This window comes from Kitasatospora sp. NPDC059795, from assembly GCF_042732175.1.
GTDB lineage: Bacteria > Actinomycetota > Actinomycetes > Streptomycetales > Streptomycetaceae > Kitasatospora.
The window spans coordinates 697,275-722,049 of record NZ_JBHWID010000002.1 but is presented as its reverse complement, the minus strand read 5'-3'; the positions used below and the strand labels follow the sequence as shown (position 1 = coordinate 722,049).

Annotated in this window: 18 protein-coding genes and 1 pseudogene; 1 reads left to right on the top strand and 18 read right to left on the bottom strand. The window is 71.9% G+C overall.

What is annotated here, in order from left to right; translation table 11 throughout:
• Nucleotides 1-99 (top strand): annotated as a pseudogene (locus ACFV4P_RS07135) (ATP-binding protein); the annotation flags it as partial.
• 83 nt (nucleotides 100-182) lie between these two features.
• Here ACFV4P_RS07135 and cimA read toward each other — a convergent pair.
• From cimA to ACFV4P_RS07045, 18 genes are all read right to left on the bottom strand, one after another.
• A complete protein-coding gene (cimA, locus tag ACFV4P_RS07130; RefSeq protein ID WP_380468140.1) occupies nucleotides 183-1,787 on the bottom strand; it encodes a citramalate synthase in 1,605 nt (534 codons plus the stop codon).
• Nucleotides 1,788-2,122: 335 nt separating this feature from the next.
• Entirely contained in the window at nucleotides 2,123-2,689 is a 567-nt protein-coding gene (locus tag ACFV4P_RS07125; RefSeq protein ID WP_380468138.1) for a Uma2 family endonuclease, read from the bottom strand.
• A gap of 96 nt (nucleotides 2,690-2,785) precedes the next feature.
• Nucleotides 2,786-3,898, bottom strand: a complete 1,113-nt coding sequence (locus ACFV4P_RS07120; protein ID WP_073814034.1) for a branched-chain amino acid aminotransferase — start codon at nucleotides 3,896-3,898, stop codon at nucleotides 2,786-2,788.
• A 165-nt stretch (nucleotides 3,899-4,063) separates the two neighbouring features.
• Nucleotides 4,064-5,101: a 3-isopropylmalate dehydrogenase gene (locus ACFV4P_RS07115; protein ID WP_073814037.1), complete on the bottom strand. Its 1,038-nt coding sequence runs from the start codon at nucleotides 5,099-5,101 to the stop codon at nucleotides 4,064-4,066.
• Between the two features lie 63 nt (nucleotides 5,102-5,164).
• Entirely contained in the window at nucleotides 5,165-5,740 is a 576-nt protein-coding gene (locus ACFV4P_RS07110) for a Uma2 family endonuclease (protein ID WP_380468136.1), read from the bottom strand.
• 28 nt (nucleotides 5,741-5,768) lie between these two features.
• Nucleotides 5,769-8,810, bottom strand: a complete 3,042-nt coding sequence (locus ACFV4P_RS07105; protein ID WP_380468134.1) for a S8 family serine peptidase — start codon at nucleotides 8,808-8,810, stop codon at nucleotides 5,769-5,771.
• A 92-nt stretch (nucleotides 8,811-8,902) separates the two neighbouring features.
• Nucleotides 8,903-9,064 (bottom strand): hypothetical protein, encoded by a 162-nt coding sequence (locus ACFV4P_RS07100; protein ID WP_380468132.1) that lies wholly within the window; start codon nucleotides 9,062-9,064, stop codon nucleotides 8,903-8,905.
• 286 nt (nucleotides 9,065-9,350) lie between these two features.
• Nucleotides 9,351-10,937 (bottom strand): phosphoglycerate dehydrogenase, encoded by a 1,587-nt coding sequence (gene serA, locus ACFV4P_RS07095; protein WP_380468185.1) that lies wholly within the window; start codon nucleotides 10,935-10,937, stop codon nucleotides 9,351-9,353.
• Nucleotides 10,938-11,169: 232 nt separating this feature from the next.
• Nucleotides 11,170-12,168 carry a ketol-acid reductoisomerase gene (ilvC, locus tag ACFV4P_RS07090; protein WP_380468130.1) on the bottom strand — a complete coding sequence of 333 codons (999 nt, stop codon included), beginning with the start codon at nucleotides 12,166-12,168 and terminating at the stop codon, nucleotides 11,170-11,172.
• A 151-nt stretch (nucleotides 12,169-12,319) separates the two neighbouring features.
• On the bottom strand, nucleotides 12,320-12,844 hold the full coding sequence (gene ilvN, locus ACFV4P_RS07085; RefSeq protein WP_073814480.1) for an acetolactate synthase small subunit: 525 nt from the start codon (nucleotides 12,842-12,844) through the stop codon (nucleotides 12,320-12,322).
• A 23-nt stretch (nucleotides 12,845-12,867) separates the two neighbouring features.
• Nucleotides 12,868-14,718, bottom strand: a complete 1,851-nt coding sequence (locus ACFV4P_RS07080; protein ID WP_073814047.1) for an acetolactate synthase large subunit — start codon at nucleotides 14,716-14,718, stop codon at nucleotides 12,868-12,870.
• 277 nt (nucleotides 14,719-14,995) lie between these two features.
• Nucleotides 14,996-17,992 (bottom strand): putative bifunctional diguanylate cyclase/phosphodiesterase, encoded by a 2,997-nt coding sequence (locus tag ACFV4P_RS07075; RefSeq protein ID WP_380468128.1) that lies wholly within the window; start codon nucleotides 17,990-17,992, stop codon nucleotides 14,996-14,998.
• A gap of 244 nt (nucleotides 17,993-18,236) precedes the next feature.
• Nucleotides 18,237-19,211 carry a dTDP-glucose 4,6-dehydratase gene (rfbB, locus tag ACFV4P_RS07070; protein ID WP_380468126.1) on the bottom strand — a complete coding sequence of 325 codons (975 nt, stop codon included), beginning with the start codon at nucleotides 19,209-19,211 and terminating at the stop codon, nucleotides 18,237-18,239.
• Nucleotides 19,212-19,284: 73 nt separating this feature from the next.
• A complete protein-coding gene (gene gatB, locus ACFV4P_RS07065; RefSeq protein WP_380468124.1) occupies nucleotides 19,285-20,784 on the bottom strand; it encodes an Asp-tRNA(Asn)/Glu-tRNA(Gln) amidotransferase subunit GatB in 1,500 nt (499 codons plus the stop codon).
• Nucleotides 20,785-20,811: 27 nt separating this feature from the next.
• Entirely contained in the window at nucleotides 20,812-21,051 is a 240-nt protein-coding gene (locus tag ACFV4P_RS07060; RefSeq protein WP_073814055.1) for a hypothetical protein, read from the bottom strand.
• Nucleotides 21,048-22,541 carry an Asp-tRNA(Asn)/Glu-tRNA(Gln) amidotransferase subunit GatA gene (gatA, locus tag ACFV4P_RS07055; protein WP_380468122.1) on the bottom strand — a complete coding sequence of 498 codons (1,494 nt, stop codon included), beginning with the start codon at nucleotides 22,539-22,541 and terminating at the stop codon, nucleotides 21,048-21,050. The genes ACFV4P_RS07060 and gatA overlap by 4 nt, the downstream gene beginning before the upstream one ends.
• Before the next feature lie 5 nt (nucleotides 22,542-22,546).
• Entirely contained in the window at nucleotides 22,547-22,843 is a 297-nt protein-coding gene (gene gatC, locus ACFV4P_RS07050) for an Asp-tRNA(Asn)/Glu-tRNA(Gln) amidotransferase subunit GatC (protein ID WP_035866399.1), read from the bottom strand.
• Between the two features lie 185 nt (nucleotides 22,844-23,028).
• Nucleotides 23,029-24,618: a putative bifunctional diguanylate cyclase/phosphodiesterase gene (locus tag ACFV4P_RS07045; protein ID WP_380468120.1), complete on the bottom strand. Its 1,590-nt coding sequence runs from the start codon at nucleotides 24,616-24,618 to the stop codon at nucleotides 23,029-23,031.
• Nucleotides 24,619-24,775 lie beyond the last annotated feature (157 nt).

The following is a 24,775-nucleotide window of genomic DNA, read 5'->3' as shown; positions in this document are numbered from 1 at the left end:
GACATCCCCATCGTCACCCTCGACGCCCGACGCCGCGACAGCGCCAAGAGCGCCCTCATCACCCTCGTCGAACACGCCCTCCTCGCCCGCCTGCGCTGACGAGACCCGGGCTTGGCCACGCCAGCAGGGGGCGTGCGGAGTCTTCCGCACGCCCCCTGGGCACTTCCTCGCACCGACCGCCGTTACGGCTGCTGATCGGCCCTCAGCAGGCCGTAGGTGTACGCGTCCTCCAGCGCCACCCAGGACGCCGCGATCACGTTGTCCGCGACGCCGACCGTGGACCACGTCCCGGTGCCGTCGGTGGACTCGATCAGCACCCGGGTCTTCGAGCCGGTGCCGTGCTGGCCCTCCAGGATCCGGACCTTGTAGTCCACCAGCTCCAGCTTCGCCAGCGGCGGGAAGATCGGCTCCAGCGCCGCCCGCAGCGCCTTGTCCAGCGCGTCCACCGGGCCGTTGCCCTCGCCGGTGGCGACCTTCCGCTCGCCGCGCGCCCACAGCTTCACGGTCGCCTCGTTGCCCGCCCGGCCCTCCGGGCCCTGCTCGCTGATGCTCCGCCAGGACTCCAGCTCGAAGAACCGCAGCCGCTCGCCGCCGTTCACCTCGTCGCGCAGCAGCAGTTCGAACGAGGCGTCCGCCGCCTCGTAGGTGTAGCCCAGGTTCTCCTGCGCCTTCACCCGGGCCACCACCCGGCCCGCCAGGTCGCGGTCGCCGGTCAGGTCGTAGCCCAGCTCCTTGCCCTTCAGCTCGATCGACGCCCGGCCCGCCATGTCGGACACCAGCATCCGCATGGTGTTGCCGACCAGCTCCGGGTCGATGTGCTGGTAGAGATCCGGGTCCACCTTGATCGCGGAGGCGTGCAGGCCCGCCTTGTGCGCGAACGCCGAGAAACCGACGTACGGCTGGTGGGTGGACGGGGTCAGGTTGACCACCTCGGCGATGGCGTGCGAGATCCGGGTCATCTCGGCGAGACTGCCGGCCGGCAGCACCCGGCGGTCGTACTTCAGCTCCAGCGCCGCCGTCACCGGGAACAGGTTGGCGTTGCCGACCCGCTCGCCGTAGCCGTTCGCCGTGCACTGCACGTGCGTGGCGCCCGCGTCCACCGCGGCCAGCGTGTTGGCGACCGCGCAGCCGGTGTCGTCCTGCGCGTGGATGCCGAGCCGGGCGCCGGTCTCGGCCAGCACCGTCTCGACGATCTCGCGCACGCCGGACGGCAGCATCCCGCCGTTGGTGTCGCACAGCACCACGACGTCCGCGCCGGCCCCGTGCGCGGCCTTGACCACGGCCAACGCGTACTCCGGGTTCGCCCGGTAGCCGTCGAAGAAGTGCTCGCAGTCGATGAACACCCGGCGGCCCTGGGAGCGCAGGAACTCCACGCTGTCCCGGACCATCTCCAGGTTCTCCTCCAGCGTGGTGCGCAGCGCGAGCTCCACATGCCGGTCGTGGGACTTCGCCACCAGCGTCACCACCGGCGCGCCGGACGCCACCAGCGCCGCCAGCTGCGGGTCCTCGGCGGCCTTCCCGCCGGCCCGGCGGGTCGCCCCGAACGCCACCAACTGGGCGTTCTTCAGCTCCAGTTCGGCCTGGGCGCGGGCGAAGAACTCGGTGTCCCGGGGGTTGGCGCCGGGCCAGCCGCCCTCGATGAAGCCGACACCGAACTCGTCCAGGTGGCGCGCGATGGCCAGCTTGTCCGCCACGGTGAGGTTGATCCCCTCCCGCTGGGCGCCGTCGCGGAGCGTGGTGTCGAAGACGTGGAAGCCGTCGTGCGGGCGGCTGTTGGCCTCGGTCATGGCCCTGGGTTCTCCGTTCGGTGGAGTATTTTCGTGCATTTGCCGGGATCGGAATCCGGCTCCACTGTCCAGCATCCCGCGCGCGTCCCCGGTGTCTCCGGTCCCCTCGTGAGGGACCGGGCCGGTCCGGGACAAAACAAAAGACCCCTCGCGGGTGCGAGAGGTCTGCGCGCGGGTCTGGACGCTGGTGGTCGCTCCGCGATCAGGGTGTTGCCACGGAAGCGGTCACTGCGGACCGGCGCGCCTGCTGCTAATAATCAGCGAAAGCGAGGACACCCTTGGAGTCTTGCACACCGTCCGCGATACGACAGACCCGTCTCGCCATCCGAAACGGCTCAGATCAGCCGGTCCGTCGCCAGGTCGAACCCGAACGGCTTGGGCAGCGGCAGCGGATCGCCGACCGGCACGATGTGCGTCCCCGAGTAGTCGCCCTTCTCCGGGTGGCTGTACAGCACGACCTCGCGCCGCTGACGGTCGACCAGCAGGTACAGCGGAATTTCCGCGGCGGCGTAGCCCAGACGCTTGGCCTCCCGGCCCCTGCCCGGGTTGCTGGAGGTCACTTCCACGACCATCAGCAAGCCCCGCGGCTCCATCCACGGCGGCTGCTCGTCGAACGCACCCTCCATGGCGAACGTCATGTCCGGGATGAACTTGCCGCCGGGAACGTTCAGGCCCTTGTTCCCGGCGAGCGTGATGTCACCGTCGGACAGTCGGAACACCTGGCGGCTGATCCGACCGAACACGGCCTCGTGGTTGCCGTCCGGCGGTGGGGTCACGACGATCTCTCCCTCGATGAGCTCGGCCTTGAACCCCTTCGGGGTGTGCAGGGCCAGAAAGGCTTCGAGGAGGTCGTCCTCCGGGCTGTGCCCGACATCGCTGGCGTCATACATCGCGGCGGTCATGGTCCCTCCCTCCTATCCGATCTGCTCAACGAGTGGAGTTTTTCCGAGGTTATCGAGCCCGGGCATTCCGCCATGGAATGCCCGGGCCGGAAGGCCTCAGACGATCTTGTGCAGCCAGTGGTGGGTGTCCGGGCGGTGGCCGCCCTGGATGGCGAGGAGGGCCTCGCGGAGCTGCATGGTGAGGGGGCCGGGCTCGCCGGTGGCGACGGTCCAGTCGGCGTTGGCGGACTTGACGTGGCCGACGGGGGTGATGACGGCGGCGGTGCCGCAGGCGAAGACCTCGGTGATGGTGCCGTCGGCGTTGCCCTGCTTCCACTCGTCGGTGGAGATCTTGCGCTCCTCGGAGCGGTAGCCCAGGTCGTTGGCGAGGGCGAGCAGGGAGTCGCGGGTGATGCCGGGGAGCAGCGCGCCGGAGAGCTCGGGGGTGACGACGGTGGCGTTCTCGCCCTCGCCGACGACGAAGTAGAGGTTCATGCCTCCCATCTCCTCGACCCACTTGTGCTCGGCGGCGTCCAGCCAGACCACCTGGTCGCAGCCCTTGGCGGCGGCCTCGGCCTGGGCGACCAGCGAGGCCGCGTAGTTGCCGGCGCACTTCGCGGCGCCGGTGCCGCCCGGCGCCGCGCGGACGTAGTCCTCGGAGAGCCAGACCGAGACCGGCTTGACGCCGCCCGGGAAGTACGCGCCGGCCGGCGAGGCGATGATCATGAAGATGTAGGAGTTGGCCGGGCGCACGCCCAGACCGACCTCGGTGGCGAACATGAACGGCCGCAGGTAGAGGCTCTGCTCGGGCTGGTTCGGCACCCACGCCTGGTCCTGCTTGACCAGCAGCTCGACGGCCTCGACGAAGGCCTCGACGGGCAGCTCGGGCATCGCCAGGCGGCGCGCGGAGGCCTGGAAGCGCTCGGCGTTGGCCTCGGGGCGGAAGGTCGCGATGGAGCCGTCGGCCTGGCGGTAGGCCTTGAGGCCCTCGAAGATCGCCTGCCCGTAGTGCAGGGTCATGTTGGCCGGGTCGATCTCCAGCGGCGCGTACGGCGTCAGCTGGGCGTCGTGCCAGCCGCGGCCCTCGGTCCAGCGGATGGTCACCATGTGGTCGGTGAAGATCCGGCCGAAGCCGGGGTTGGCCAGTCGGGCCTCGCGCTCCGCGTCGGACAGCGGCTGCGCCGAGGGCTTGAGGTCGAACGTGATGGGCGCCTGGGTGGGCGTGCTCATGGCTGTCTGTCCTTCACCGTGGGGTTTGGCTGGGCCACCGCCGGGCGGAAGAACGCATGACGGCACGGCCCACTGTCGATACTCGCATCCAGAGGGCCGTGCCGAACAGCCGGGAGGCTGTACGTATATGAACCGGCCCGTCGGCCGGAGTTGTCGTCCGGCCGGTCAGCCCGATACTCGGGCGGCGAGCGCGTCGCCGACCTCGGAGGTGGACCGGGCGCCGTCGCGCTCGGCGAGGTCTGCGGTGACCGCGGCCTCGACCTGGGCGGCCTCGGCGGCGAAGCCGAGGTGCTCCAGCAGCATGGCGACCGACAGCACGGTGGCGGTCGGGTCGGCCTTGCCCTGGCCGGCGATGTCCGGGGCGGAGCCGTGCACCGGCTCGAACATCGACGGGAAGTCGCCGCTCGGGTTGATGTTGCCGGACGCGGCCAGGCCGATGCCGCCGGTGACGGCCGCGGCGAGGTCGGTCAGGATGTCGCCGAACAGGTTGTCGGTGACGATCACGTCGAACCGCTCGGGCTGCGTGACGAAGAAGATCGTCGCCGCGTCCACGTGCAGGTAGTCGGTGGTGACCTCGGGGAACTCCCGGCCGACCTGCTCGAAGATCCGGGTCCACAGGTGGCCGGCGTGCACCAGCACGTTGTTCTTGTGGACCAGCGTCAGCTTCTTGCGCGGGCGGGCCTGGGCGCGACGGTAGGCGTCCCGGACGACCCGCTCGATGCCGAACGCGGTGTTCAGCGAGACCTCGGTGGCGACCTCCTGCGGCGTACCGGTGCGCAGCGTGCCGCCGTTGCCGACGTACGGGCCCTCGGTGCCCTCGCGGACGACCACGAAGTCGATCTCCGGCTGACCGGCCAGCGGCGACTTCACCCCCGGGAACAGCTTGCCCGGACGGAGGTTGATGTGGTGGTCGAACGCGAACCGCAGCTTCAGCAGCAGCCCCCGCTCCAGCACCCCGGACGGCACGCTCGGGTCGCCGATCGCCCCGAGCAGGATCGCGTCCTGCCCCTTCAGCTCCTCCAGCACCGCATCCGGCAGCGTCTCCCCGGTCCGGTGGTACAGCCGGGCCCCGAGGTCGTACTCGGTGGTCTCCAGCTTCGCGTCGGAGGGCAGCGCGGCCCGAAGCACCTTGAGGCCCTCGGCCACGACCTCCTGGCCGATACCGTCACCCGGAATCACTGCGAGACGAATGGTGCGAGACATGCCTGGGACAGTACAACCGTCCCAGGCCCTGAGCACGCGACGTCCACCATCCGGACGGGAACGTCAGCTCAGCTCGATGTCGACCGGGAACGGGTGCTCGATCTTGAGCCGGTCGTGGAAGATCCCGGTGGGGGTGTAGCGGTTGCTCGCCGGGTCCAACTCGTAGGTGTAGACGACGGGTCGGCCGTCGACGTTCTCGACCCGCCAGAAGAAGCGGATGCCGGCGGCGGCGTACTTGAGGGGCTTGATCTCGCGGTCGCGGATCTGCGACTCGGCGGAGACCACTTCAACCGCCAGCAGAACGTCGGCCGCAAGGCTGAAGGTCTGACGGTGGCCCGTGTTCCCCTCTTCGGCGACCACCATGAGATCCGGTTCCGGTCGATTGCGGGTGTCGATCTTGACCGACATCTCGCGCAGGACCTCCCACCCCGGAGGGACCGCGGCGACCAGCGCGTTCTCGAGAACGCGCAGCACTCGCATGTGAAACCTCACCTGCGGACTCACGAAAACCAGGCTCCCGTCGATCAACTCGGTGTGCGGCGGGAGGTCCGGCAGTCGGTCGAGGTCGTCGGCGGTGTAGCCGCCGACCGGCGGGCGGAGCCAGTCCGGGTACGGGTCGACGCTCATCAGTGCTCCCATGGCGGGGATTCTGGCCTGTGCTGTCAGGCTACCGGGTGGTTTCCCGCCCGGGATCACTCTCCGGAGTGAGGACCTGGACGCGCCGCCCGACCCGGTTCAGGTGGTGGATCAGCAGCGCGTCCCGCAGCGCGCTGTGGAAGATCTCGCCGGCGCGGACGGTGCGCAGGACCGGGGTCGGGCGGGAGATGTCCACGGGGTACGGGCCGAGGGTGGCGAGGGCGGTGGCCGGGTCCGGGGTGGAGCCGGTCCAGAGCGTGTACCGGAGCGCGGTGGCCGGGGGCAGGGCGGCGAGGCGGACGGGGAGGAGGAGGGTGTCGGAGTCGAGCAGCGCGGTGTCGGTGTCGCCCCAGCGGCCGTTGAGCGGTTGGACGTCGAGTTCGGCGCCGGTGCGCGCGTCGAGGGTGCGGGCGACCAGGACGTCGCTGCCGGGGAGGCGGTCGGCGACGACGGTCGCGTCGGGGGTGCCGTCGCCGTCGAGGTCGAGGGAGGCGCGGACGCCGGAGGCGCCGACGGGGGTGGCGGCGGGGGCGGCCAGCGCGGCGGCGAGGTAGAGCATGCCCTGGTCGTCGACGGCGGCCGCGGCGTGCCGCAGGTCGCCGGTGCCTTCGCCGCCGGGCTGGAGGACGGTGAGCAGGTCCGGCCCGGCGACGCCGAACGCGGCGGGGGTGCCCAGCGCGGTGGCATCCGTCGCATGGCGCGGCGCCGCGAACAGCGGCACCCGCAGGGACGGCAGCGCGGAGTCGGCGGGAGTGAGCACGAGCCGCCCGGAGAGCTCGCCCCGGTAGGTGCGCGGGTGCCCGGCCTGAACGAGGTCGAGCGTGGGGTCGGGGGCGCGGCCGAGACCGCCCGTCAGCCGGAGCGTGACGGTGACCGTCGCCGTACCGTGCGGCGGCACCACGACCCGCGCGGGCGACAGTCCGAAGGACGCCCCGGGAATCTCCGTCGAGCCCGAATACCCGACGCCGTACACGAGTTGACGATCACTCAGGTTCCGAACCGCCACCTCCCGGGTGGCCGCGAACGCCCCCGTCGCCTCCACCACCCCGAACGACACGCCGACCGCCCCCTCCACCTGCGTGCCGTACGCCAGCGCGGGGGTCCGGACGGCCCGGTCCACCCGGACTCGGCCGCTGCCGGCGCGTTCGGGGCCGTAGACGGGGCCGGTGCGGTCGTCGTGCAGGTAGGTGTCGGTGGCGGTGTTCATCAGCGCGGCCTTGATCTCGGCGGCGTCCCAGTCGGGGTGCGCGGAGCGGACCAGCGCGGCCAGTCCGGCCAGGTGGGGGGTGGCCATGGAGGTGCCGTCCTCGCGCAGGCCGGCGCTGCCGGAGCCGGCTTTCGCGGACCAGATGGTCTCGCCGGGCGCGGCCAGGTCGGGTTTGACGATGCCGTCGACGCCGATGCCGCGGGAGGTGAAGCCGGCGAGGGTGTCGGTGCGCTGCGGCTGGTCCTGCGGGACGGTGCCGTGCAGCGGGTTGCCGGGCGCGGCGAGCCGCACCGTGACCGGCCCGTCCCGCAGGGCGGCCAGCAGGCGTTCGCCGTCGGCGCGGGCCAGGATCGCGGCGGGGATCCGTTCGTCGCCGGCGACTTCGCCGAGGTCGTCGCCGTCGGCGGCGTACAGCGCGCCGATCGCTCCGGCGTCGGCGGCGTGGTCGGCGCGCGGCGCGGAGCCGCAGGCCCGGTCGGCGTCCCGGGTGGTCCAGCGCAGGACGGCGATCCTTCCGCGCAGCCGTTCGGCGTCGGCCTCGTCGAACGCCGCGCACCCGTCCAAGTCCCGTTCGGGCACGGCGAGTTCGCCGCTGACTGCGGCGGTGTCCCACTGCGTGTACCGGTTGCTCCAGTGTGCGGGGACGGTCCCGGCGAGGGCGGCGGGGGCGAGGACCGTGATGCCGTCGGCGTCGCCGTGCGGGTCGACGGAGGCGGCGGCGGTGAGCACCCGGGCGGCGGTGCCGGGGCTGCTGCCGATGCCGTAGTGGTCGCCCTCGTTGCCGGAAGCGGCGACCACCAGGGTGCCGAGTGCGGCGAGCCGGTCGGCGGCGAGCGAGTCGGCGTCGCCGGGGGTGCCGAAGGGGCTACCGAGGGAGAGGTTGACGATGTCGAGCCGGTCGGAGAGGTCGCCGTCGCCGTCGGGGTCGGCGGCCAGGTCGAGGGCGGCGGCGAGCTGGTCGGTGGAGCCGTGGCAGCCGAACACCTTGATGGCGTAGAGCTGGGCGCCGGGGGCCGCGCCGGGGGCGACCTTGAAGGCGGCGGGGTCGAGGCCGGGCCGGTAGGGGCCGGGGTAGGGCTTGCCGTCGGCGGTGACGCCGAGGCCGGCGGCGGTGCCGGCGACGTGGGTGCCGTGGCCGTTGGCGGCGCAGTCGAGCGGGTTGTCGTCGGGGTGCGGGGTGGGCCGGTAGTGCTCGGAGGTCGGGTCGGGGTCGTAGTCGTCGCCGACCAGGTCCTTGCCGCCGACCACCTTGGCGTTGGGGAACAGTCCGGCGGGCGGCGGTGCGGCGCCGTCGACGGCGCGGTAGGCCTCGGGGGTGCCGGGGCCGCCGAAGTCGGCGTGGGTGTAGTCGATGCCGGAGTCGACGATGCCGATCCTGACGCCTTCACCGGTGTGCCCGGCGGGCCCGTCCCACACCGCGGGGGCGCCGGTGAGCGGCACCGAGTAGCCGTTGGTGCGCTGCTTGGGCGTCACGGGGTGGACGGCGCGCACGCCGGGCAGGCCGGCCAGCCGCGGGAGTCGGTCGGCGGGCAGCCGCAGGGCGAGCCCGCCGACCAGGGTGCGGGTGCGGTAGAGCGGACGGGCCTCGGGGACGGCGCGCCGCAGTTCGGCGGTGAGGGTGTCCAGTGAGCGGTCGGCGGCTTCCCGGCCCGCCCGTCCGGCGGCGGCCGCCGCGCGCCGGGTCTGGTCGGGGGTGCGGCGTTCGCGCCGGGCGCCGTCCTGGGCGCGCCGCCAGGCGGTGGCGACCGGCTCGGCGGCCAGTTCGAGGAGGACCGTGGTCGTCCCGTGCGGCCGGACGGCGGCTGCCGCGGGTGCGGTCGGGACGAGCAGGGCGAGGGTGGCGAGGAGGCCGAGGGCGGTGCGCACCGCCCCAACCTAGGAGCCGCCGCCGGGCCGGACCCGGCCGTTCACCGCATGGGTGACGGTAAGTCACCCATGCGGCGCAGCGGCGCGGGTGCTCAGTCCTCGGCGGGCGCGCCGTTGTCGCGGCGGTCGAGCGCGCGCTGGAGGGCGGCGGCGGTGCGCGGGTCGGCCTGGACGCGGCGGCGCCGGCGCTGGGCGACGGCGGCGGTGGCGGAGGGCGTGGTGGGGGCGGTGGTGCGGTCTGCGACGAAAGGCATACCGGGCTCCTTGGTGCGGGGGCGCAGCAGCGCGCGAAAGGGTGAGGAGGAGAAGAGGTACGCCTGGCAGGGGTCGCCTGCCGCACCGCGTACGTGCCCACGGGCCACGCGCCCCGGCGTTGCGGGGGTGGCGCATCGTATGACTACTCCACAGTACGGCGGGTGGGCCGCACTGTCGCGGAATTACTTGGATTTCCTACTATCTGAGACAACGACAACCCCCGGGTATGCGAACGGCCCTTCCGCCTCAAGGTCGGAAGGGCCGTTCGGGGGTGCTGAGTGGGCGTCAGCCGAGGTTCACCGAACGGGCGAAGCGGGCACCGATGGCGCCGGCGATCTCGGTCAGGACCTCCTGCGAGACCTCGGTGTCCACGGTGATCGAGGCGAGCGCGTTGTCGCCGTCGCGGGCGACCTGCATGCCGGCGATGTTGATGCCGGCGTCGCCGAGGATGCGGCCGAGGGTGCCGACCACGCCGGGGCGGTCCTCGTAGTGGAAGAACGCCATGTGGTCGGTGAGCGCGACGTCCACGTCGAAGCCGTCCACGCCGACGATCTTCTGGGTCTGCTTCGGGCCGGAGAGGGTGCCGGAGATCGACACCTCCTCGCCGTTCGCCAGGGTGCCGCGGACGGTGATCACGTTGCGGTGCTCGGGCGACTCGCTGGAGGTGGTGAGGCGGACCTCGACGCCACGCTCCTGGGCGAACAACGGGGCGTTGACGTAGGACACCGTCTCGGCCACGACGTCCTCGAACACGCCCTTCAGCGCGGAGAGTTCGAGCACCTTCACGTCGTGCTGGGTGATCTCGCCGCGGACCTCGACGTCGAGCCGGACGGCGACCTCGCCGGCCAGCGCGGTGAAGATCCGGCCGAGCTTCTCGGCCAGCGGCAGGCCCGGGCGGACGTCCTCGGCGATCACGCCGCCCTGGACGTTGACCGCGTCCGGCACCAGCTCGCCGGCCAGCGCGAGGCGCACCGACTTGGCGACGGCGATGCCGGCCTTCTCCTGGGCCTCGTCGGTGGAGGCGCCCAGGTGCGGGGTGGCGACCACGTTGTCGAGGGCGAACAGCGGGGAGTCGGTGCACGGCTCCTTGGCGTAGACGTCCAGGCCGGCGCCGGCGACCCGGCCCTCCTGGAGGGCGCGCAGCAGCGCGTCCTCGTCGACGATGCCGCCGCGGGCGGCGTTGACGATCCGCACGCTCGGCTTGACCTTGTGCAGCGCCTCGTCGCCGATCAGGCCGATGGTCTCGGGGGTCTTCGGCAGGTGCACGGTGATGAAGTCCGAGACCTCCAGCAGCTCTTCGAGCGAGAGCAGCTTGACGCCCATCTGGGCCGCGCGGGCGGCCTGGATGTAGGGGTCGTAGGCGACGATCTTCATGCCGAACGCGGACATCCGCTGCGCGACCAGGACGCCGATCCGGCCGAGGCCGACCACGCCGAGGGTCTTCTCGCTGAGCTCGACGCCGGTGTACTTGTTGCGCTTCCACTCGCCGCCCTTGAGCGCGGCGTTGGCGGGCGCGATGTTGCGGGCGACCGAGATCAGCAGGCCGCAGGCGAGCTCGGCGGCGGTGACGATGTTGGAGGTCGGCGCGTTGACGACCATCACGCCGGCCTTGGTGGAGGCGGCGACGTCCACGTTGTCCAGGCCGACACCGGCGCGGGCGACGACCTTGAGCTTCTTCGCGGCGGCCAGCGCCTCGGCGTCCACCTTGGTGGCGGAACGGATCAGGATGGCGTCCACGTCGGCGATCGCGGTCAGCAGCTCGGCGCGGTCCGCGCCGTTGCAGTGCCGGATCTCGAAGTCGGGGCCCAGCGCGTCGACGGTGGCGGGCGAGAGCTCTTCAGCGATCAGAACGACAGCGCTTTTAGGTGTCACAGTGCTCACGACAGTGTGTCCTTAAATGTCCGGTTCACCCCGCCGGGCGGAGGGCACGTGAGGTGGCGTGCGCAGGGCGGGGGAAGGTGGCATGTCGCGTAGCTAGACGCACGACGCTGTGGGCCTGACGCGTAATTGGGGAGTCTATCGGCGGGCCGCCGGGCGGACTGCTCCCGTCCGGCGAAATCACCCGGACGGGAACAGCCTTGTTGTACAACGGGGATGAGGCCGATCAGGCGCTCTCGTCCACCCAGGACATCAGCTTGCGCAGCTTCTTGCCGGTGGTCTCCAGCAGGTGGTCGGCGTCCGCGTTCTTGTACTCGTTGTACTTCGGCAGACCGGCCTTGTACTCGGCGATCCAGGTGTTGGCGAAGGTGCCGTCCTGGATCTCGGTGAGGACCTTCTTCATCTCGGCCTTGGTGTCGGCGGTGATGATGCGGGGGCCGGTGACGTAGTCGCCCCACTCGGCGGTCTCGGAGACCGACCAGCGCATCTTCTCCAGGCCGCCCTCGTACATCAGGTCGACGATCAGCTTCAGCTCGTGGAGGCACTCGAAGTAGGCGATCTCGGGCTGGTAGCCCGCCTCGACCAGGGTCTCGAAGCCGGCCTTGACCAGGGCGGCGGTGCCACCGCAGAGGACGGCCTGCTCACCGAACAGGTCGGTCTCGGTCTCCTCGGTGAAGGTGGTCTTGATGACGCCGGCCTTGGTGCCGCCGATGCCCTTGGCGTAGGACAGCGCCAGCTCGAAGCCCTTGCCGGTGGCGTCCTGCTCGACGGCCACGATGCACGGGACGCCGCGACCCTCCTGGTACTGGCGGCGGACCAGGTGGCCCGGGCCCTTCGGGGCGACCATGCAGACGTCGACGTCGGCCGGCGGCTGGATGAAGCCGAAGCGGATGTTCAGGCCGTGGCCGAAGAACAGGGCGTCGCCCGCCTTCAGGTTCGGCTCGATGGCCTCCTTGTAGACGTCGGCCTGGATCGGGTCCGGCACCAGGATCATGATGACGTCGGCCTCGGCCGCGGCCTCGGACGGGGTGACCACGCGCAGGCCGGCCTCCTGGGCGGCGGCACGGGACTTGGAGCCCTCCAGCAGGCCGACCCGGACGTCGACGCCCGAGTCGCGCAGCGACAGCGCGTGGGCGTGGCCCTGGCTGCCGTAGCCGATGACCGCGACCTTGCGGCCCTGGATGATGGACAGGTCGGCGTCGTCTTCGTAGAACAGCTCGGCCACGGGGGCACATCTCCTTGCGTGGTGGTGTTGCCGGGGGTTCCTACCGTAGGCGCACCCGGCGGGGGTTCGGTGGTGGTGCTCAAGTGGTGATACGGCGCGCGAAGCGCGTCCTTCGAGGGTGGTGGTGGTCGACGGGTGGGAAAGACGGGCGTCAGGCGGAGCGGTCGAGCGCGCGCAGCGATCGGTCCGTGATGGAGCGGGCGCCGCGGCCGATCGCGACCACGCCGGACTGCACCAACTCCTTGATGCCGTAAGGCTCCAGCATCCGCAGCATGGCCCCCAGCTTGTCCGAGGAGCCGGTCGCCTCGATGGTCACCGCGTCGGGCGACACGTCGACGGTCTTGGCGCGGAACAGCTGGACGATCTCGGTGACCTGCGAGCGGGTCTCGGCGTCGGCGCGGACCTTCACCAGGACCAGTTCGCGCTGGACGGCCTGGGCCTGGTCCAGCTCGACGATCTTGATCACGTTGACCAGCTTGTTGAGCTGCTTGGTGACCTGCTCCAGCGGCAGCTCCTCGACGTTGACCACGATGGTCATCCGGGAGATGTCGGGGTGCTCGGTCGGGCCGACCGCCAGCGAGTCGATGTTGAACCCGCGGCGGGAGAACAGCGCGGCGATCCGGGCGAGCACGCCGGGCTTGTTCTCGACCAGGACGGACAGGGTGTGCTTGGACATGGTGGTCATCGCTTTCTGGTCCGTCAGTCCTGGTCGTCGCCGAAGTCGGGGCGGACGCCCCGGGCGAACTGGATCTCGTCGTTGCTGGTGCCGGCGGCGACCATCGGCCAGACCATCGCGTCCTGGTGGACGATGAAGTCGATGACGACCGGGCGGTCGTTGATCTCCATGGCCTGCTTGATGACGGCGTCCAGGTCCTCGGGGCGCTCGCAGCGCAGGCCGACGCAGCCCATCGCCTCGGACAGCATCACGAAGTCCGGGATCCGGGTGCCCTGGGCGGGCTGCTCGATGCCGTCGTGGCCGGGGCCGGAGTGCAGCACGGTGTTGGAGTAGCGCTGGTTGTAGAACAGCGTCTGCCACTGGCGGACCATGCCCAGCGAGCCGTTGTTGATGACCGCGACCTTGATCGGCAGGTTGTTCAGGCTGCACGTGGTCAGTTCCTGATTGGTCATCTGGAAGCAGCCGTCGCCGTCGATCGCCCACACCGGGGTGTCCGGCTTGCCGGCCTTGGCGCCCATCGCGGCGGGGACGGCGTAGCCCATGGTGCCGGCGCCGCCGGAGTTCAGCCAGGTCGCGGGCTTCTCGAACTGGATGAACTGGCTGGCCCACATCTGGTGCTGGCCGACGCCCGCGGCGTAGATGGCGTCCGGGCCGACCAGCTGGCCGATCCGCTCGATGACCTGCTGCGGCGACAGCATGCCGTTCGGGGCCGGCTCGTGGCCGATCGGGTAGGTCGTCTTCCAGTGGTTGAGCTTGGTCCACCAGTCCGCGTAGTCGCCGCGGTGGCCGGCGTCGAACTCGGCCTGGACGGCGACGATCAGGTCGGCCAGCACCTCGCGGGCGTCGCCGACGATCGGGACGTCCGCCGGGCGGTTCTTGCCGATCTCGGCCGGGTCGATGTCGGCGTGCACGACCTTGGCGTTCGGGGCGAACGAGTCGAGCTTGCCGGTGACCCGGTCGTCGAAGCGGGCGCCCAGGGTGAACAGCAGGTCGGACTTCTGCAGCGCGGTGACGGCGGGGACCGAGCCGTGCATGCCGGGCATGCCCAGGTGCTGCGGGTGGCTGTCCGGGAAGACGCCGATCGCCATCAGGGTGGTGACCACGGGGGCGCCGGTCAGCTCGGCCAGGATGCGCAGCTCGGTGCCGGCGTTGGCCTTCAGCACGCCGCCGCCGACGTACAGCACCGGGCGCTTGGAGTTGACCAGCAGCTTGGCGGCCTCGCGGATCTGCTTGGCGTGCGGCTTGGTGACCGGGCGGTAGCCCGGCAGCGAGGCCTCGACCGGCCAGCGGAAGGTGGTGGTGGCCTGCAGGGCGTCCTTGGCGATGTCGACCAGGACCGGACCGGGGCGGCCGGTGGCGGCGATGTGGAAGGCCTCGGCGATGACGCGGGGGATCTCGGCGGGGTCGGTCACCAGGTAGTTGTGCTTGGTGATCGGCATGGTGATGCCGCAGATGTCCGCCTCCTGGAAGGCGTCCGTGCCGATCGCCTTGGAGGCGACCTGGCCGGTGATGGCGACCATCGGGACGGAGTCCATGTAGGCGTCGGCGATCGGGGTGACCAGGTTGGTGGCGCCGGGACCCGAGGTGGCCATGCAGACGCCGACCCGGCCGGTGGCCTGCGCGTAGCCGGTCGCGGCGTGGCCGGCGCCCTGCTCGTGGCGGACCAGGATGTGGCGGACCTTGCTGGAGTCCATCAGCGGGTCGTACGCCGGGAGGATCGCGCCGCCCGGAATGCCGAAGACCGTGTCCGCCCCGACGGCTTCGAGCGAGCGGATGAGCGACTGCGCGCCGGTCATGGTCTCGATGGTCTGCTGACCCGGAGCGTGGGCGGCCGGGTGGTCCCCGCGGCGGGGGGTTGCGGCGTGCTCAGTCATCTGCCTGTCTCTTCTCGGGTTCTGCTCGGGGTGGCGCCGGCCCGGGCGGCGGTGGCTGCCCGGGCGGTCTCCGGCGGTGCCTCGATCGTCCGGATTTCGGGGGGTTGAGGCCAGGGTTCCTGCGATGGCCGGCCCGGATTCGTGCAACAAAAAACCCCTCGTGCCAAGGGCATGCGAGGGGGAGGCGCGTCAGGCTGGGCTTTCAGCCGACGCGCCCGCCAAGTACGAGAATTCGGGTGGTCATGGCACCGACCTTCCTCCCACGCGGCGGTGGGTGTCAAGCTGGTGGGACCGACGTCTCACCATTCGGTCCGCCGATCGAACCCCCGACGGCATGCCGTTGTGGCAGCTCAAGGCCCCCGTGGAGGTGTCCGGCGCGGCCCGCCGAGGCCTCCGCCAGGCCGCCCGAACGCGGTTCCGGGGTGAGCAGCGGGCGTCGGCCGGGGTGGCCCTGGCCGGGGCGCGGGACGGGGTAGCCGCGGCGCAACAGGGCGCGGCGCAGCCGGAGTTCGTCGAGCGGGCGGTCGAAGGCCAGGCCCTGGCCGCGGCGGCAGCCGAGTTCCTGGAGCACGGCGACCTGCCGGGGGTGGTCGACGCCGTCGGCGCCGGTGACCAGGCCGAGGTCGCGGCCGAGCCGCAGGGCGTGGCCGGCCAGCGCCCGGGTGAGGGTGGAGTCGGCGATGTCCTGGACCAGGCTGCGGTCGAGTTTGAGCGCGTCGAACGGCATCCGGGCGAGCACGCCGAGCGAGCCGCCGCCGGTGCCGAACCCGGCGAGCGCGGTGGACACCCCCAGCCGTCTGAACGCGGCCAGCCGGCGGCCGAGTTCGTCGGCGAGCGCGTCCGGGCCCATCCGGGAGACCTCCAGGACGAGCAGGTCGGGCGGCAGTTCGGTGTCGCGCAGCGCGCCGGCCAGGGTCTCGTACATGCCGGGCGCGCAGAGCCGTTCGGCGGCGAGTCGGACGGTGACCGGGACGGGCGGGGCGGCGGGGCCGTCGGCGCGGCGGCGGGCGGCGGCGGCGACCGCCTCGGTGACCAGCCAGCGGGCGAACCGGGTGGCGCCGTCGCCGGTGTCGGCGGTGCGCAGGAACTCGGCGGGGGTGAGCAGCATGCCTTCGGCGGAGCGCCAGCGGGCCTGTGCCTCGACGCCGGTGAGCCGGCCGCCGACCAGTTCGACCACGGGCTGGTGGAGCAGCGCGAAGGAGCCTTCGCGGACGGCGGCGCGCAGCCGTTCCTCCAACTCGCCGCGCCGGTCGAGTTCGGCGCGCATCGCCGGGGTGTAGAGCACCACCCGGCCCTTGCCGCGCGACTTGGCCTGATACATCGCCAGGTCGGCGTTGCGCAGCAGTTCGTCGGCGGCGGCCGCGGCCCGGCTCTCGACGGTGCGGGCGTGGGCGTCCTCGTCCTCGCCGGGGAGGAGTTCGGGGACGGGCAGCGGGGCCTCGGGGCCGAACGCGATGCCGATCGAGGCGGCGACGCCGAGTTCGCCGCCGGCGATCCAGTACGGCTCGGAGAGCGCGCCGCGGATGCGTTCGGCGAGGTCGCGGACCTGCGGGTGGCCGAGCCGGCCGCGGACCAGGACGGCGAACTCGTCGCCGCCGAACCGGGCGACGGTGTCCTCGGCGCGGACGGCGGTCTGCAGCCGGCGGGCGGCCTGGACCAGGAGTTCGTCGCCGACCTGGTGGCCCGCGGTGTCGTTGACGGCCTTGAAGCCGTCCAGGTCGAGGAAGAGCACGGCGACGGCGGTGCCGGCCGGGCCCTGCGCGGAGAGCGCGGCCCGGACGCGGTGCGCGAACAGTGCGCGGTTGGGCAGGTCGGTGAGCGGGTCGTGGAACGCGTTGTGCTGCAACTGGGCCTGCAGGCGCACCCGTTCGGTGATGTCGCGGCTGTTCAGGATCAGGCCGTCGCGGTACGGGTTGACGGTGGATTCGACGTGCAGCCAGTCCCCCTCGCCGGAGCGGATCCGGCACTCCACCCGGGCGGAGGGTTCGCCGTTGTGGAACCGGGCACCGCGGGCCCGGGCCAGGATGCGGCGCACCTCGGCGAGCACCCGGTCGACGTCCTCGGGGTGGACCAGGTTGAGCAGGTTGCCGCCGACCAGGTCCTCCGGGTCGCGGTTGTAGACCCGCAGCGCGGCGGGGCTGACGTAGGACAGCGCGCCGGACGGCCCGGCGATCATGATGACGTCGCTGGAGCCCTGCACCAGGGAGCGGAAGTGGGTCTCCTTGGTGGAGAGTTCCTGGGCCAGCGAGAGGTTGTCGAGCAGCATGACGCCCTGACGAATGATCAGGGCCAGTCCGACGGTGCTGGCGGCGGCGAGCATCACCCGGTCCAACGGACGGCCGCCGAGCGCGTTGTAGAGGATTCCGGCGGTGCAGACCGCGGCGGCGGCGTAGGGCGTCAGCGCGCTGAAGGTGGAGGCGACCCGGCGGCGCGGCACGCCCTGGGTGGAGGGGTGTTCGCGGCTGGGGCGGCGGGTGTGCGACCAGGGGGCCCAGGCGAGCAGCAGGGAGCCGGCGAACCAGCCGGCGTCCAGCAGCTCGCCGGAGTGGTAGTCGCTGTGGAACTGCGGGGTGGTGAACAGCGCGTCGCACACCACGGTGACGGCGAGGCCGATCATCGCGGTGTGCACGGCGGCCCGATTGCGGTCCCGGCCACGGACGTTGAGGCCGACCACCAGGCTGACCAGCAGGATGTCCAGCACCGGGTAGCCGAGGCCGAGGGCGAGTTTCAGCGGGTCGTCACCGTCGCCGGCGGCGACCCGGCCGAGCGCCAGGCTCCAGCTGAGGGTGAACAGCGAGCCGGCCACCAGCCAGGCGTCCAGCACCAGGCAGAGCCAGCCGGCCGGGTTGCGCGGGCGCTGGGCGAGCACCAGCAGGCCGGTGATGGCGAGCGGGGCGAACAGCAGGAACGGGTAGTCGGCGGCGGAGTCCGGCGGCAGCGGCCGGCCGAGCACCACCTCGTACCAGCCCCAGACGCCGTTGCCGAACGCCACCACCGCCGAGGAGAGGCCGAACAGCAGCCAGGCCGGACGGGTGTGGCCGCCGACCGCGATGCCGTGCGCGAGGCAGGACAGGGCGGCTGCGAGGGCCGCTGCGGCGAGGCCGAAGTCGCCCATCACCAGGGCGAGTTCGCACGATCCCCAGCCGAACCCGGCACCCACCGCGTAGCCGGCGCAGAGCACCGCGAGCAGCACGGCCGTCAGCCGGCGCAGGGTGGGGCGGGCAGGCGGCACCGATTCGGTGGAGTTCAATCGACATCTCCCCCTCCGGCCCATGGCCGTACCGGTGTTCCCGCTCCGGACCCTACACCAATCCGGTCACGCACCGGCACGCTGTCTCCACTCAGCGTAATGATTGGCAGGTCGGGCGGGGGCCCTTCGCGACGGTGTCGCCCGTTCGGCCCAGACCGACCCCCCTGCGCGACCCCTGCGGGCCACTCTCCGACTACGCCAATCACCGTACGGGGCTTGCCCGGTGGCAATGCCGGAGCCCATTTGGCCCGGCTCTCCCGACGGCCCCTCAGTGCGCCCGCCGCTTGACGGCCTTCCACCAGCCCGGGTTGTCGCGGTACCAGTCGACGGTCTCGGCCAGTCCCTGCTCGAACGGGATCCGCGGCCGGTAGCCGAGCTCCTCGCGGATCTTCGTCTCGTCCAGCGCGTACCGCAGGTCGTGGCCCTTGCGGTCGGCGACCTTGCGCACCGCGCTCCAGTCCGCGCCGAGGTGGTCCAGCAGGAGTGCGGTGATCTGCCGGTTGGTCCGCTCGTTGCCGCCGCCCACGTTGTAGACCTCGCCGGGCCGGCCGCCGTCGAGCACCAGGTGGATCGCCCGGCAGTGGTCGTCCACGTGCAGCCACTCGCGGATGTTGGCGCCCTCGCCGTACAGCGGGAGCGGCAGGCCCTCCAGCAGGTTGGTGATGAACAGCGGGACGAGCTTCTCGGGGTGCTGGTACGGGCCGTAGTTGTTGGAGCAGCGGGTGATCGACACGTTCAGGCCGTGGCTGCGCCAGTAGGCGCGGGCGAGCAGGTCGGCGCCGGCCTTGGAGGCGGCGTACGGGGAGTTGGGCAGCAGCGGCCGCTCCTCGGTCCAGGAGCCCTGGTCGATGGTGCCGTACACCTCGTCGGTGGAGACGTGCACCACCCGCTCGACGCCGGAGCGCAGCGCGGCCTCCAGGACGTTCTGGGTGCCGCCGACGTTGGTGCGGACGAACTCGGCGGCCGACTCCAGCGAGCGGTCCACGTGCGACTCGGCGGCGAAGTGCACCACGGCGTCGTGGCCGGGCGTCAGTCGGCGCAGCAGGTCGGCGTCGCCGATGTCGCCGTGCACGAACTCCAGCCGGGGGTGGGAGGCCGGCAGGTTCTCCCGGTTGCCCGCGTACGTCAGCTTGTCCAGCACGGTGACGCGGGCGCCGCGCAGGCCGGGGTAGCCGTCCGCGAGCAGCGTCCGGACGTAGTGCGAGCCGATGAAGCCGGCGCCGCCGGTGACCAGGATCCTCATGGGGTTTCTCTTCTCAAAACGACGGTGCCCGCCCCCACTGCGGGGACGGGCACCGTGCGGAGCACCGGCACACTCAGGCCAGCTTCTCCAGGATCAGGTCCTTCACCTTCGCCGCGTCGGCCTGGCCACGGGTGGCCTTCATGACCGCGCCGACCAGCGCGCCGACCGCCTGCACCTTGCCGTCGCGGATCTTCGCGGCGACGTCGGGGTTGTCGGCGATCGCCCGGTCGACGGCCGCGCCGAGCGCCGAGTCGTCGGAGACCACGGCGAGGCCGCGCTTCTCGACGACCTGGTCCGGCTCGCCCTCGCCGGCGAGGACGCCCTCGATGACCTGGCGGGCCAGCTTGTCGTTCAGCTTGCCCTCGGCGACCAGCGCGCAGACCCGGGCCACCTGGGCCGGGGTGATCGGCTGCTCGGACAGCTCGGTGCCGGTCTCGTTGGCGCGCCGCGCCAGCTCGCCCATCCACCACTTGCGGGCCTGGTCGGCGGGGGCGCCGGCCGCGATGGTCTCCGAAATCGACTCCACCGCACCGGCGTTGAGCACCGACTGCATGTCCTGGTCGGACAGGTTCCACTCGGCCTGCAGCCGGGCCCGGCGGACCCGCGGCAGCTCCGGCAGACCGGCGCGCAGCTCCTCGACCCACTCGCGGGCGGGGGCGACGGGGACGAGGTCGGGCTCCGGGAAGTACCGGTAGTCCTCGGCGTTGTCCTTGATCCGGCCGGAGGTGGTGGAGCCGTCCTCCTCGTGGAAGTGCCGGGTCTCCTGGATGATCGTCCCACCGTCGGTGAGGACGGTGGCGTGCCGCATGATCTCGAACCGGGCGGCCCGCTCGACGCTGCGCAGCGAGTTGACGTTCTTGGTCTCGCTGCGGGTGCCGAACGTCGAGGTGCCGTTGGGGCGCAGCGACAGGTTGACGTCGCAGCGCATCTGGCCCTTGTCCATCCGGGCCTCGGAGACGCCCAGCGCCTTGATCAGCTCGCGCAGCTCGGCGACGTACGCCTTGGCGACCTCGGGGGCCCGGTGGCCCGCGCCCTCGATCGGCTTGGTGACGATCTCGATCAGCGGGATGCCGGCCCGGTTGTAGTCGAGCAGCGAGTACTCGGCGCCGTGGATGCGGCCGGTGGCGCCGCCGACGTGGGTGGACTTGCCGGTGTCCTCCTCCATGTGGGCGCGCTCGATCTCCACCCGGAAGACCTCGCCGTCCTCCAGCTGCACGTCGAGGTAGCCGTTGAAGGCGATCGGCTCGTCGTACTGGCTGGTCTGGAAGTTCTTCGGCATGTCCGGGTAGAAGTAGTTCTTCCGGGCGAACCGGCACCACTCCGCGATCTCGCAGTTCAGCGCGAGACCGATCCGGATCGCGGACTCCACGCCGACCGCGTTGACCACCGGCAGCGAGCCGGGCAGGCCGAGGCAGGTCGGGCAGGTCTGCGAGTTCGGTTCCGCGCCCAGCTCGGTGGAGCAGCCGCAGAACATCTTGGTCTTGGTACCCAGCTCGACGTGGACCTCAAGGCCCATCACCGGGTCGTACGAGGCGAGTGCCTCCTCGTAGGAGACCAGGCTCATGACGCTCACAGCGTCCCTTCTTCAGTCATGGGAGGTTCAGCCGAGCAGGACGTCGTCGTCGCCGAGCCGCTTGAGCTCGCGGACGAGGAGCGCGGTGCCGGTGACCAGGGCGGCGGCGCCGACCAGGGCGTTGATCAGCTTGAGGGTGTCGTTGTCCTCACGGGCACCGCGGATGTCCTTGGCGATGGAGATCGCCCCGAACGCGCCGGTGCCGATGGACAGCCACAGGCCGGGCTTCGAGTGCTTCCAGCCCTTGGCCTTCTCGATCTTGCTCACAGTGCCGGTGCCTCCTCCAGCAGGGTGTGACCCCACTTGTCGTTGAGCGCGGCCTCGACGGCGCCGCCCACGCGGTAGAGGCGGTCGTCCGCCATCGCGGGGGCGATGATCTGCAGGCCGACCGGGAGATTGTCCTCCGGGGCGAGACCGCAGGGCAGCGACATGGCCGCGTTGCCCGCCAGGTTCGAGGGAATGGTGCACAGGTCGGCGAGGTACATCGCCATCGGGTCGTCCGCCCGCTCGCCGATCGGGAACGCGGTGGTCGGCGTGGTCGGGGAGATCAGCACGTCCACGCCGGCGAACGCGGCGTCGAAGTCCCGGGAGATCAGCGTCCGGACCTTCTGCGCCGAGCCGTAGTAGGCGTCGTAGTAGCCCGAGGACAGCGCGTAGGTGCCGAGGATGATGCGGCGCTTGACCTCGTCGCCGAAGCCGGCCTCGCGGGTCAGCGCGGTGACCTGCTCGGCGGAGCGGGTGCCGTCGTCGCCGACCCGCATGCCGTAGCGCATGGCGTCGAACCGGGCGAGGTTCGAGGAGCACTCGGACGGCGCGATCAGGTAGTACGCGGGCAGCGCCAGCGTGAACGACGGGCAGGAGACCTCGACGACCTCGGCGCCCAGCTCGCGCAGCAGCTCCACCGACTCGTCGAAGCGCTGCATGACGCCGGCCTGGTAGCCCTCGCCCGCGAACTCCTTGACGATGCCGATCCGCATGCCGCGGATGTCGCGCATCTTCGCGGCCTCGACCACGGCCGGGACCGGCGCGTCGATCGAGGTGGAGTCCAGCGGGTCGTGGCCGGCGATGGCCTCGTGCAGCAGCGCCGCGTCCAGCACGGTGCGGGCGCACGGGCCGCCCTGGTCGAGCGAGGACGAGAAGGCGACCAGGCCGTAGCGGGACACCGAGCCGTAGGTCGGCTTGACGCCGACGGTGCCGGTGACGGCGCCGGGCTGGCGGATCGAGCCGCCGGTGTCGGTGCCGATGGCCAGCGGGGCCTCGAACGCGGCGAGCGCCGCCGCGGAGCCGCCGCCGGAGCCGCCGGGGATCCGGGTGAGGTCCCACGGGTTGCCGGTCGGGCCGTACGCCGAGTTCTCGGTGGAGGAGCCCATCGCGAACTCGTCCATGTTGGTCTTGCCGAGGATGACGACGTCCGCGTCCTTCAGACGCCGCGTCAGGGTGGCGTCGTAGGGCGGGATCCAGCCTTCGAGCATCTTCGAACCGCAGGTGGTCGGGATGCCCTTGGTGGTGAAGACGTCCTTCAGCGCCAGCGGCACGCCGGCCAGCGGGCTGAGCTGCTCGCCCTTGGCACGCTTGTCGTCGACCTTGCGGGCGGCGGCCAGCGCGCCCTCGCTGTCGACGTGCAGGAAGGCGTTGACCTTCTTGTCGACGGCGTCGATGCGGTCCAGGTGGGCCTGCGCGACCTCGACGGCCGAGACCTCGCCCTTGGCGATCGCGGAGGCCGTCTCGGCCGCCGTGTACTTGATCAGGTCGGTCATCTCGGTCAGTCCTCCCCGAGGATCTGCGGCACGCGGAAACGCTGGTCCTCACTCGCCGGGGCGCCGGACAGCGCCTGCTCCGGGGTCAGCGACTGTCGCACCTCGTCCGCCCGCATGACGTTGCTCAGCGGGAGCGGGTGGGAGGTCGGCGGGACGTCCTGCCCCGCGACCTCGGAAACGCGGGCGACCGCGCCGATGATCACGTCGAGCTGCTCGGCGAAGTGGTCCAACTCCTCCGCCTGCAACTCCAGACGCGACAGCCGGGCGAGGTGGGCGACCTCCTCGCGCGTGATGCCAGGCATGCAGCGATCCTCAAAGGTGAGTTCTGGTGGACCGGGCGGCCTTGGGCACACCCGTCCCTTTTTGGTCTTGGGGGCCATCCTATGTGCCCCTTCAGGGGCGCGGGGACCTGCGCGCGCAACCGCGCAGGCGTGGAAAGGTCCGCCCGGGGACGGAATCTCCTCCCCGGACGGACCCCGTGAAAGCGTTATCGCGGCAGCGACTCCACCGGCGCGGCGCCGGTCTGCCGCACCTGAAGCCACGCCGTGGCCTGATCGGCGGGCAGCGCGGCCGACACCAGCCACCCCTGCACCGCGTCGACCCCGAGGTCGTGCAAGCGCTCCCACGTCTCGTCGTCCTCGACGCCCTCGGCCACCACCGTCAGCCCCAGCGAGTGCGCCAGCTCCACCGAGCAGCGCACCACCGCCGCGTCGTGGTCGTCGGCGACCATCCGCGAGACGAACGAGCGGTCGATCTTCAGCTCGCCGACCGGAAGGCTGCGCAGCCGCACCAGCGAGGAGTGCCCGGTGCCGAAGTCGTCCAGCGACATCCGCACGCCGTAGCGGCGCAGTTCGGCCAGCGTGTCGGCGGCGCGCCGGCTGTCGTCGAGCAGCAGCCGCTCGGTGATCTCCAGTTGGAGCGCCTCGGCGGGGACCTGGTGCCGGGTGAGGTGGCCGGCGACCCGGGCGGCGAAGCCGGGGTTGAGGACGTCGCGCGGCGAGACGTTGACGGCGACCGGCACCATCAGGCCCTGGTTGCGCCAGCGGGCGATCTGGCCGACGGCGCTCTCCAGGACGTAGTCGGTGAGCCGCGGCATCAGCCCGGAGGATTCGGCGAGGCTGATGAACTCGTCGGGGGCGACCCGGCCCTGTCCGGGCCGCTCCCAGCGCACCAGCGCCTCCAGGCCGACGACCCGGCCGTCGAAGGCGACCTTCGGCTGGTAGTGCAGCGCGACCTCGTTCATCTCCAGCGCCCGCCGCAGGTCGCCGAGCAGGCCGATCCGGTACGGCGTGTCCAAGTCCCGTGCCTCGTCGTACAGTTCGACGCCGCTGCGGCTGTGCTGGGCGTGGCCCATCGCCACGTCCGCCCGGCGCAGAAGCGATTCTGCGTCCTGTGCGTGCGTCGGGTGCACACAGACCCCGGCGCTGGCCTCCAGCACCAGCAGCAGCCCGTCCAACCGGATCGGGGCGGCGAGTTCGGCGATCAGCCCCTGCGCGATCCGCTCCAGCAGCTCGGGGCTGCCGACGCCGGGGAGCAGCACCGCGAACTCGTCGCCGCCCATCCGGGCGACCACCGGGCGTTCGCTGCGGCGGCGCACCTGCGGGGGCAGCACGGTGGTCTCCTGGTTCGGCACCAGGCCGGTGCCGGAGCGCAGCGCGCGGTGCAGGCGGCGGGCGATGTGCACCAGCAGCCGGTCGCCTGCGGTGTGCCCGAGGGCGTCGTTCAGCGACCGGAAGCGGTCCAGGTCGAGCAGGATCAGGCCGACGCTGTAGTCGGGTTCGCCCTCGTGCGCGGCCAGCGCCTCCTGGGTGGCGATCAGCAGGGCCTGCCGGTTGGGCAGATCGGTGAGCGGGTCGGTGAGCTGGTCCCTGGCACGGTCCCGGGCGATCCGCCAGGCGGCGACCAGTACGGCCAGCGGAACCGCGAACAGCGGGAGCAGCTCGGGTTCGTAGCGGTACACCAGGACGGCCAACGGGATCAGCGGCGCGGCGCCGGCCAGCAGGACGCCGAACAGCAGCACCGCCCCCGCCATCCCCTGCGGCGGGCGTGTGGGCGCGCCGCCGGTCGTACGATCCATAAGCCCAGTCCTCCGTCGGGCCCGCCCCCGCTGGGCCGCCTCACGGTGAGGCACCCCTCTCCTCGGGGTGCCGGTGGACGTCAGACGAGGGCGTGTCCCCGGGGCTCCGGCAGGACCGGTGCCACACACTCCTGCTGACAGTTCGTAGCGCCCAGGG

What these genes read in the sequence shown, in the direction of transcription:
- ACFV4P_RS07045 (WP_380468120.1), bottom strand. Translation starts at nt 24,618, where the DNA reads ATGGATCGTACGACCGGCGGCGCGCCCACACGCCCGCCGCAGGGGATG.
- ACFV4P_RS07075 (WP_380468128.1), bottom strand. Translation starts at nt 17,992, where the DNA reads ATGGGCCGGAGGGGGAGATGTCGATTGAACTCCACCGAATCGGTGCCG.
- ilvN (WP_073814480.1), bottom strand. Translation starts at nt 12,844, where the DNA reads ATGTCCAAGCACACCCTGTCCGTCCTGGTCGAGAACAAGCCCGGCGTG.
- gatC (WP_035866399.1), bottom strand. Translation starts at nt 22,843, where the DNA reads ATGCCTGGCATCACGCGCGAGGAGGTCGCCCACCTCGCCCGGCTGTCG.
- ACFV4P_RS07125 (WP_380468138.1), bottom strand. Translation starts at nt 2,689, where the DNA reads ATGACCGCCGCGATGTATGACGCCAGCGATGTCGGGCACAGCCCGGAG.
- ACFV4P_RS07110 (WP_380468136.1), bottom strand. Translation starts at nt 5,740, where the DNA reads ATGGGAGCACTGATGAGCGTCGACCCGTACCCGGACTGGCTCCGCCCG.
- gatA (WP_380468122.1), bottom strand. Translation starts at nt 22,541, where the DNA reads ATGACCGACCTGATCAAGTACACGGCGGCCGAGACGGCCTCCGCGATC.
- ACFV4P_RS07100 (WP_380468132.1), bottom strand. Translation starts at nt 9,064, where the DNA reads ATGCCTTTCGTCGCAGACCGCACCACCGCCCCCACCACGCCCTCCGCC.
- ACFV4P_RS07115 (WP_073814037.1), bottom strand. Translation starts at nt 5,101, where the DNA reads ATGTCTCGCACCATTCGTCTCGCAGTGATTCCGGGTGACGGTATCGGC.
- rfbB (WP_380468126.1), bottom strand. Translation starts at nt 19,211, where the DNA reads ATGAGGATCCTGGTCACCGGCGGCGCCGGCTTCATCGGCTCGCACTAC.
- cimA (WP_380468140.1), bottom strand. Translation starts at nt 1,787, where the DNA reads ATGACCGAGGCCAACAGCCGCCCGCACGACGGCTTCCACGTCTTCGAC.
- ACFV4P_RS07120 (WP_073814034.1), bottom strand. Translation starts at nt 3,898, where the DNA reads ATGAGCACGCCCACCCAGGCGCCCATCACGTTCGACCTCAAGCCCTCG.
- ACFV4P_RS07080 (WP_073814047.1), bottom strand. Translation starts at nt 14,718, where the DNA reads ATGACTGAGCACGCCGCAACCCCCCGCCGCGGGGACCACCCGGCCGCC.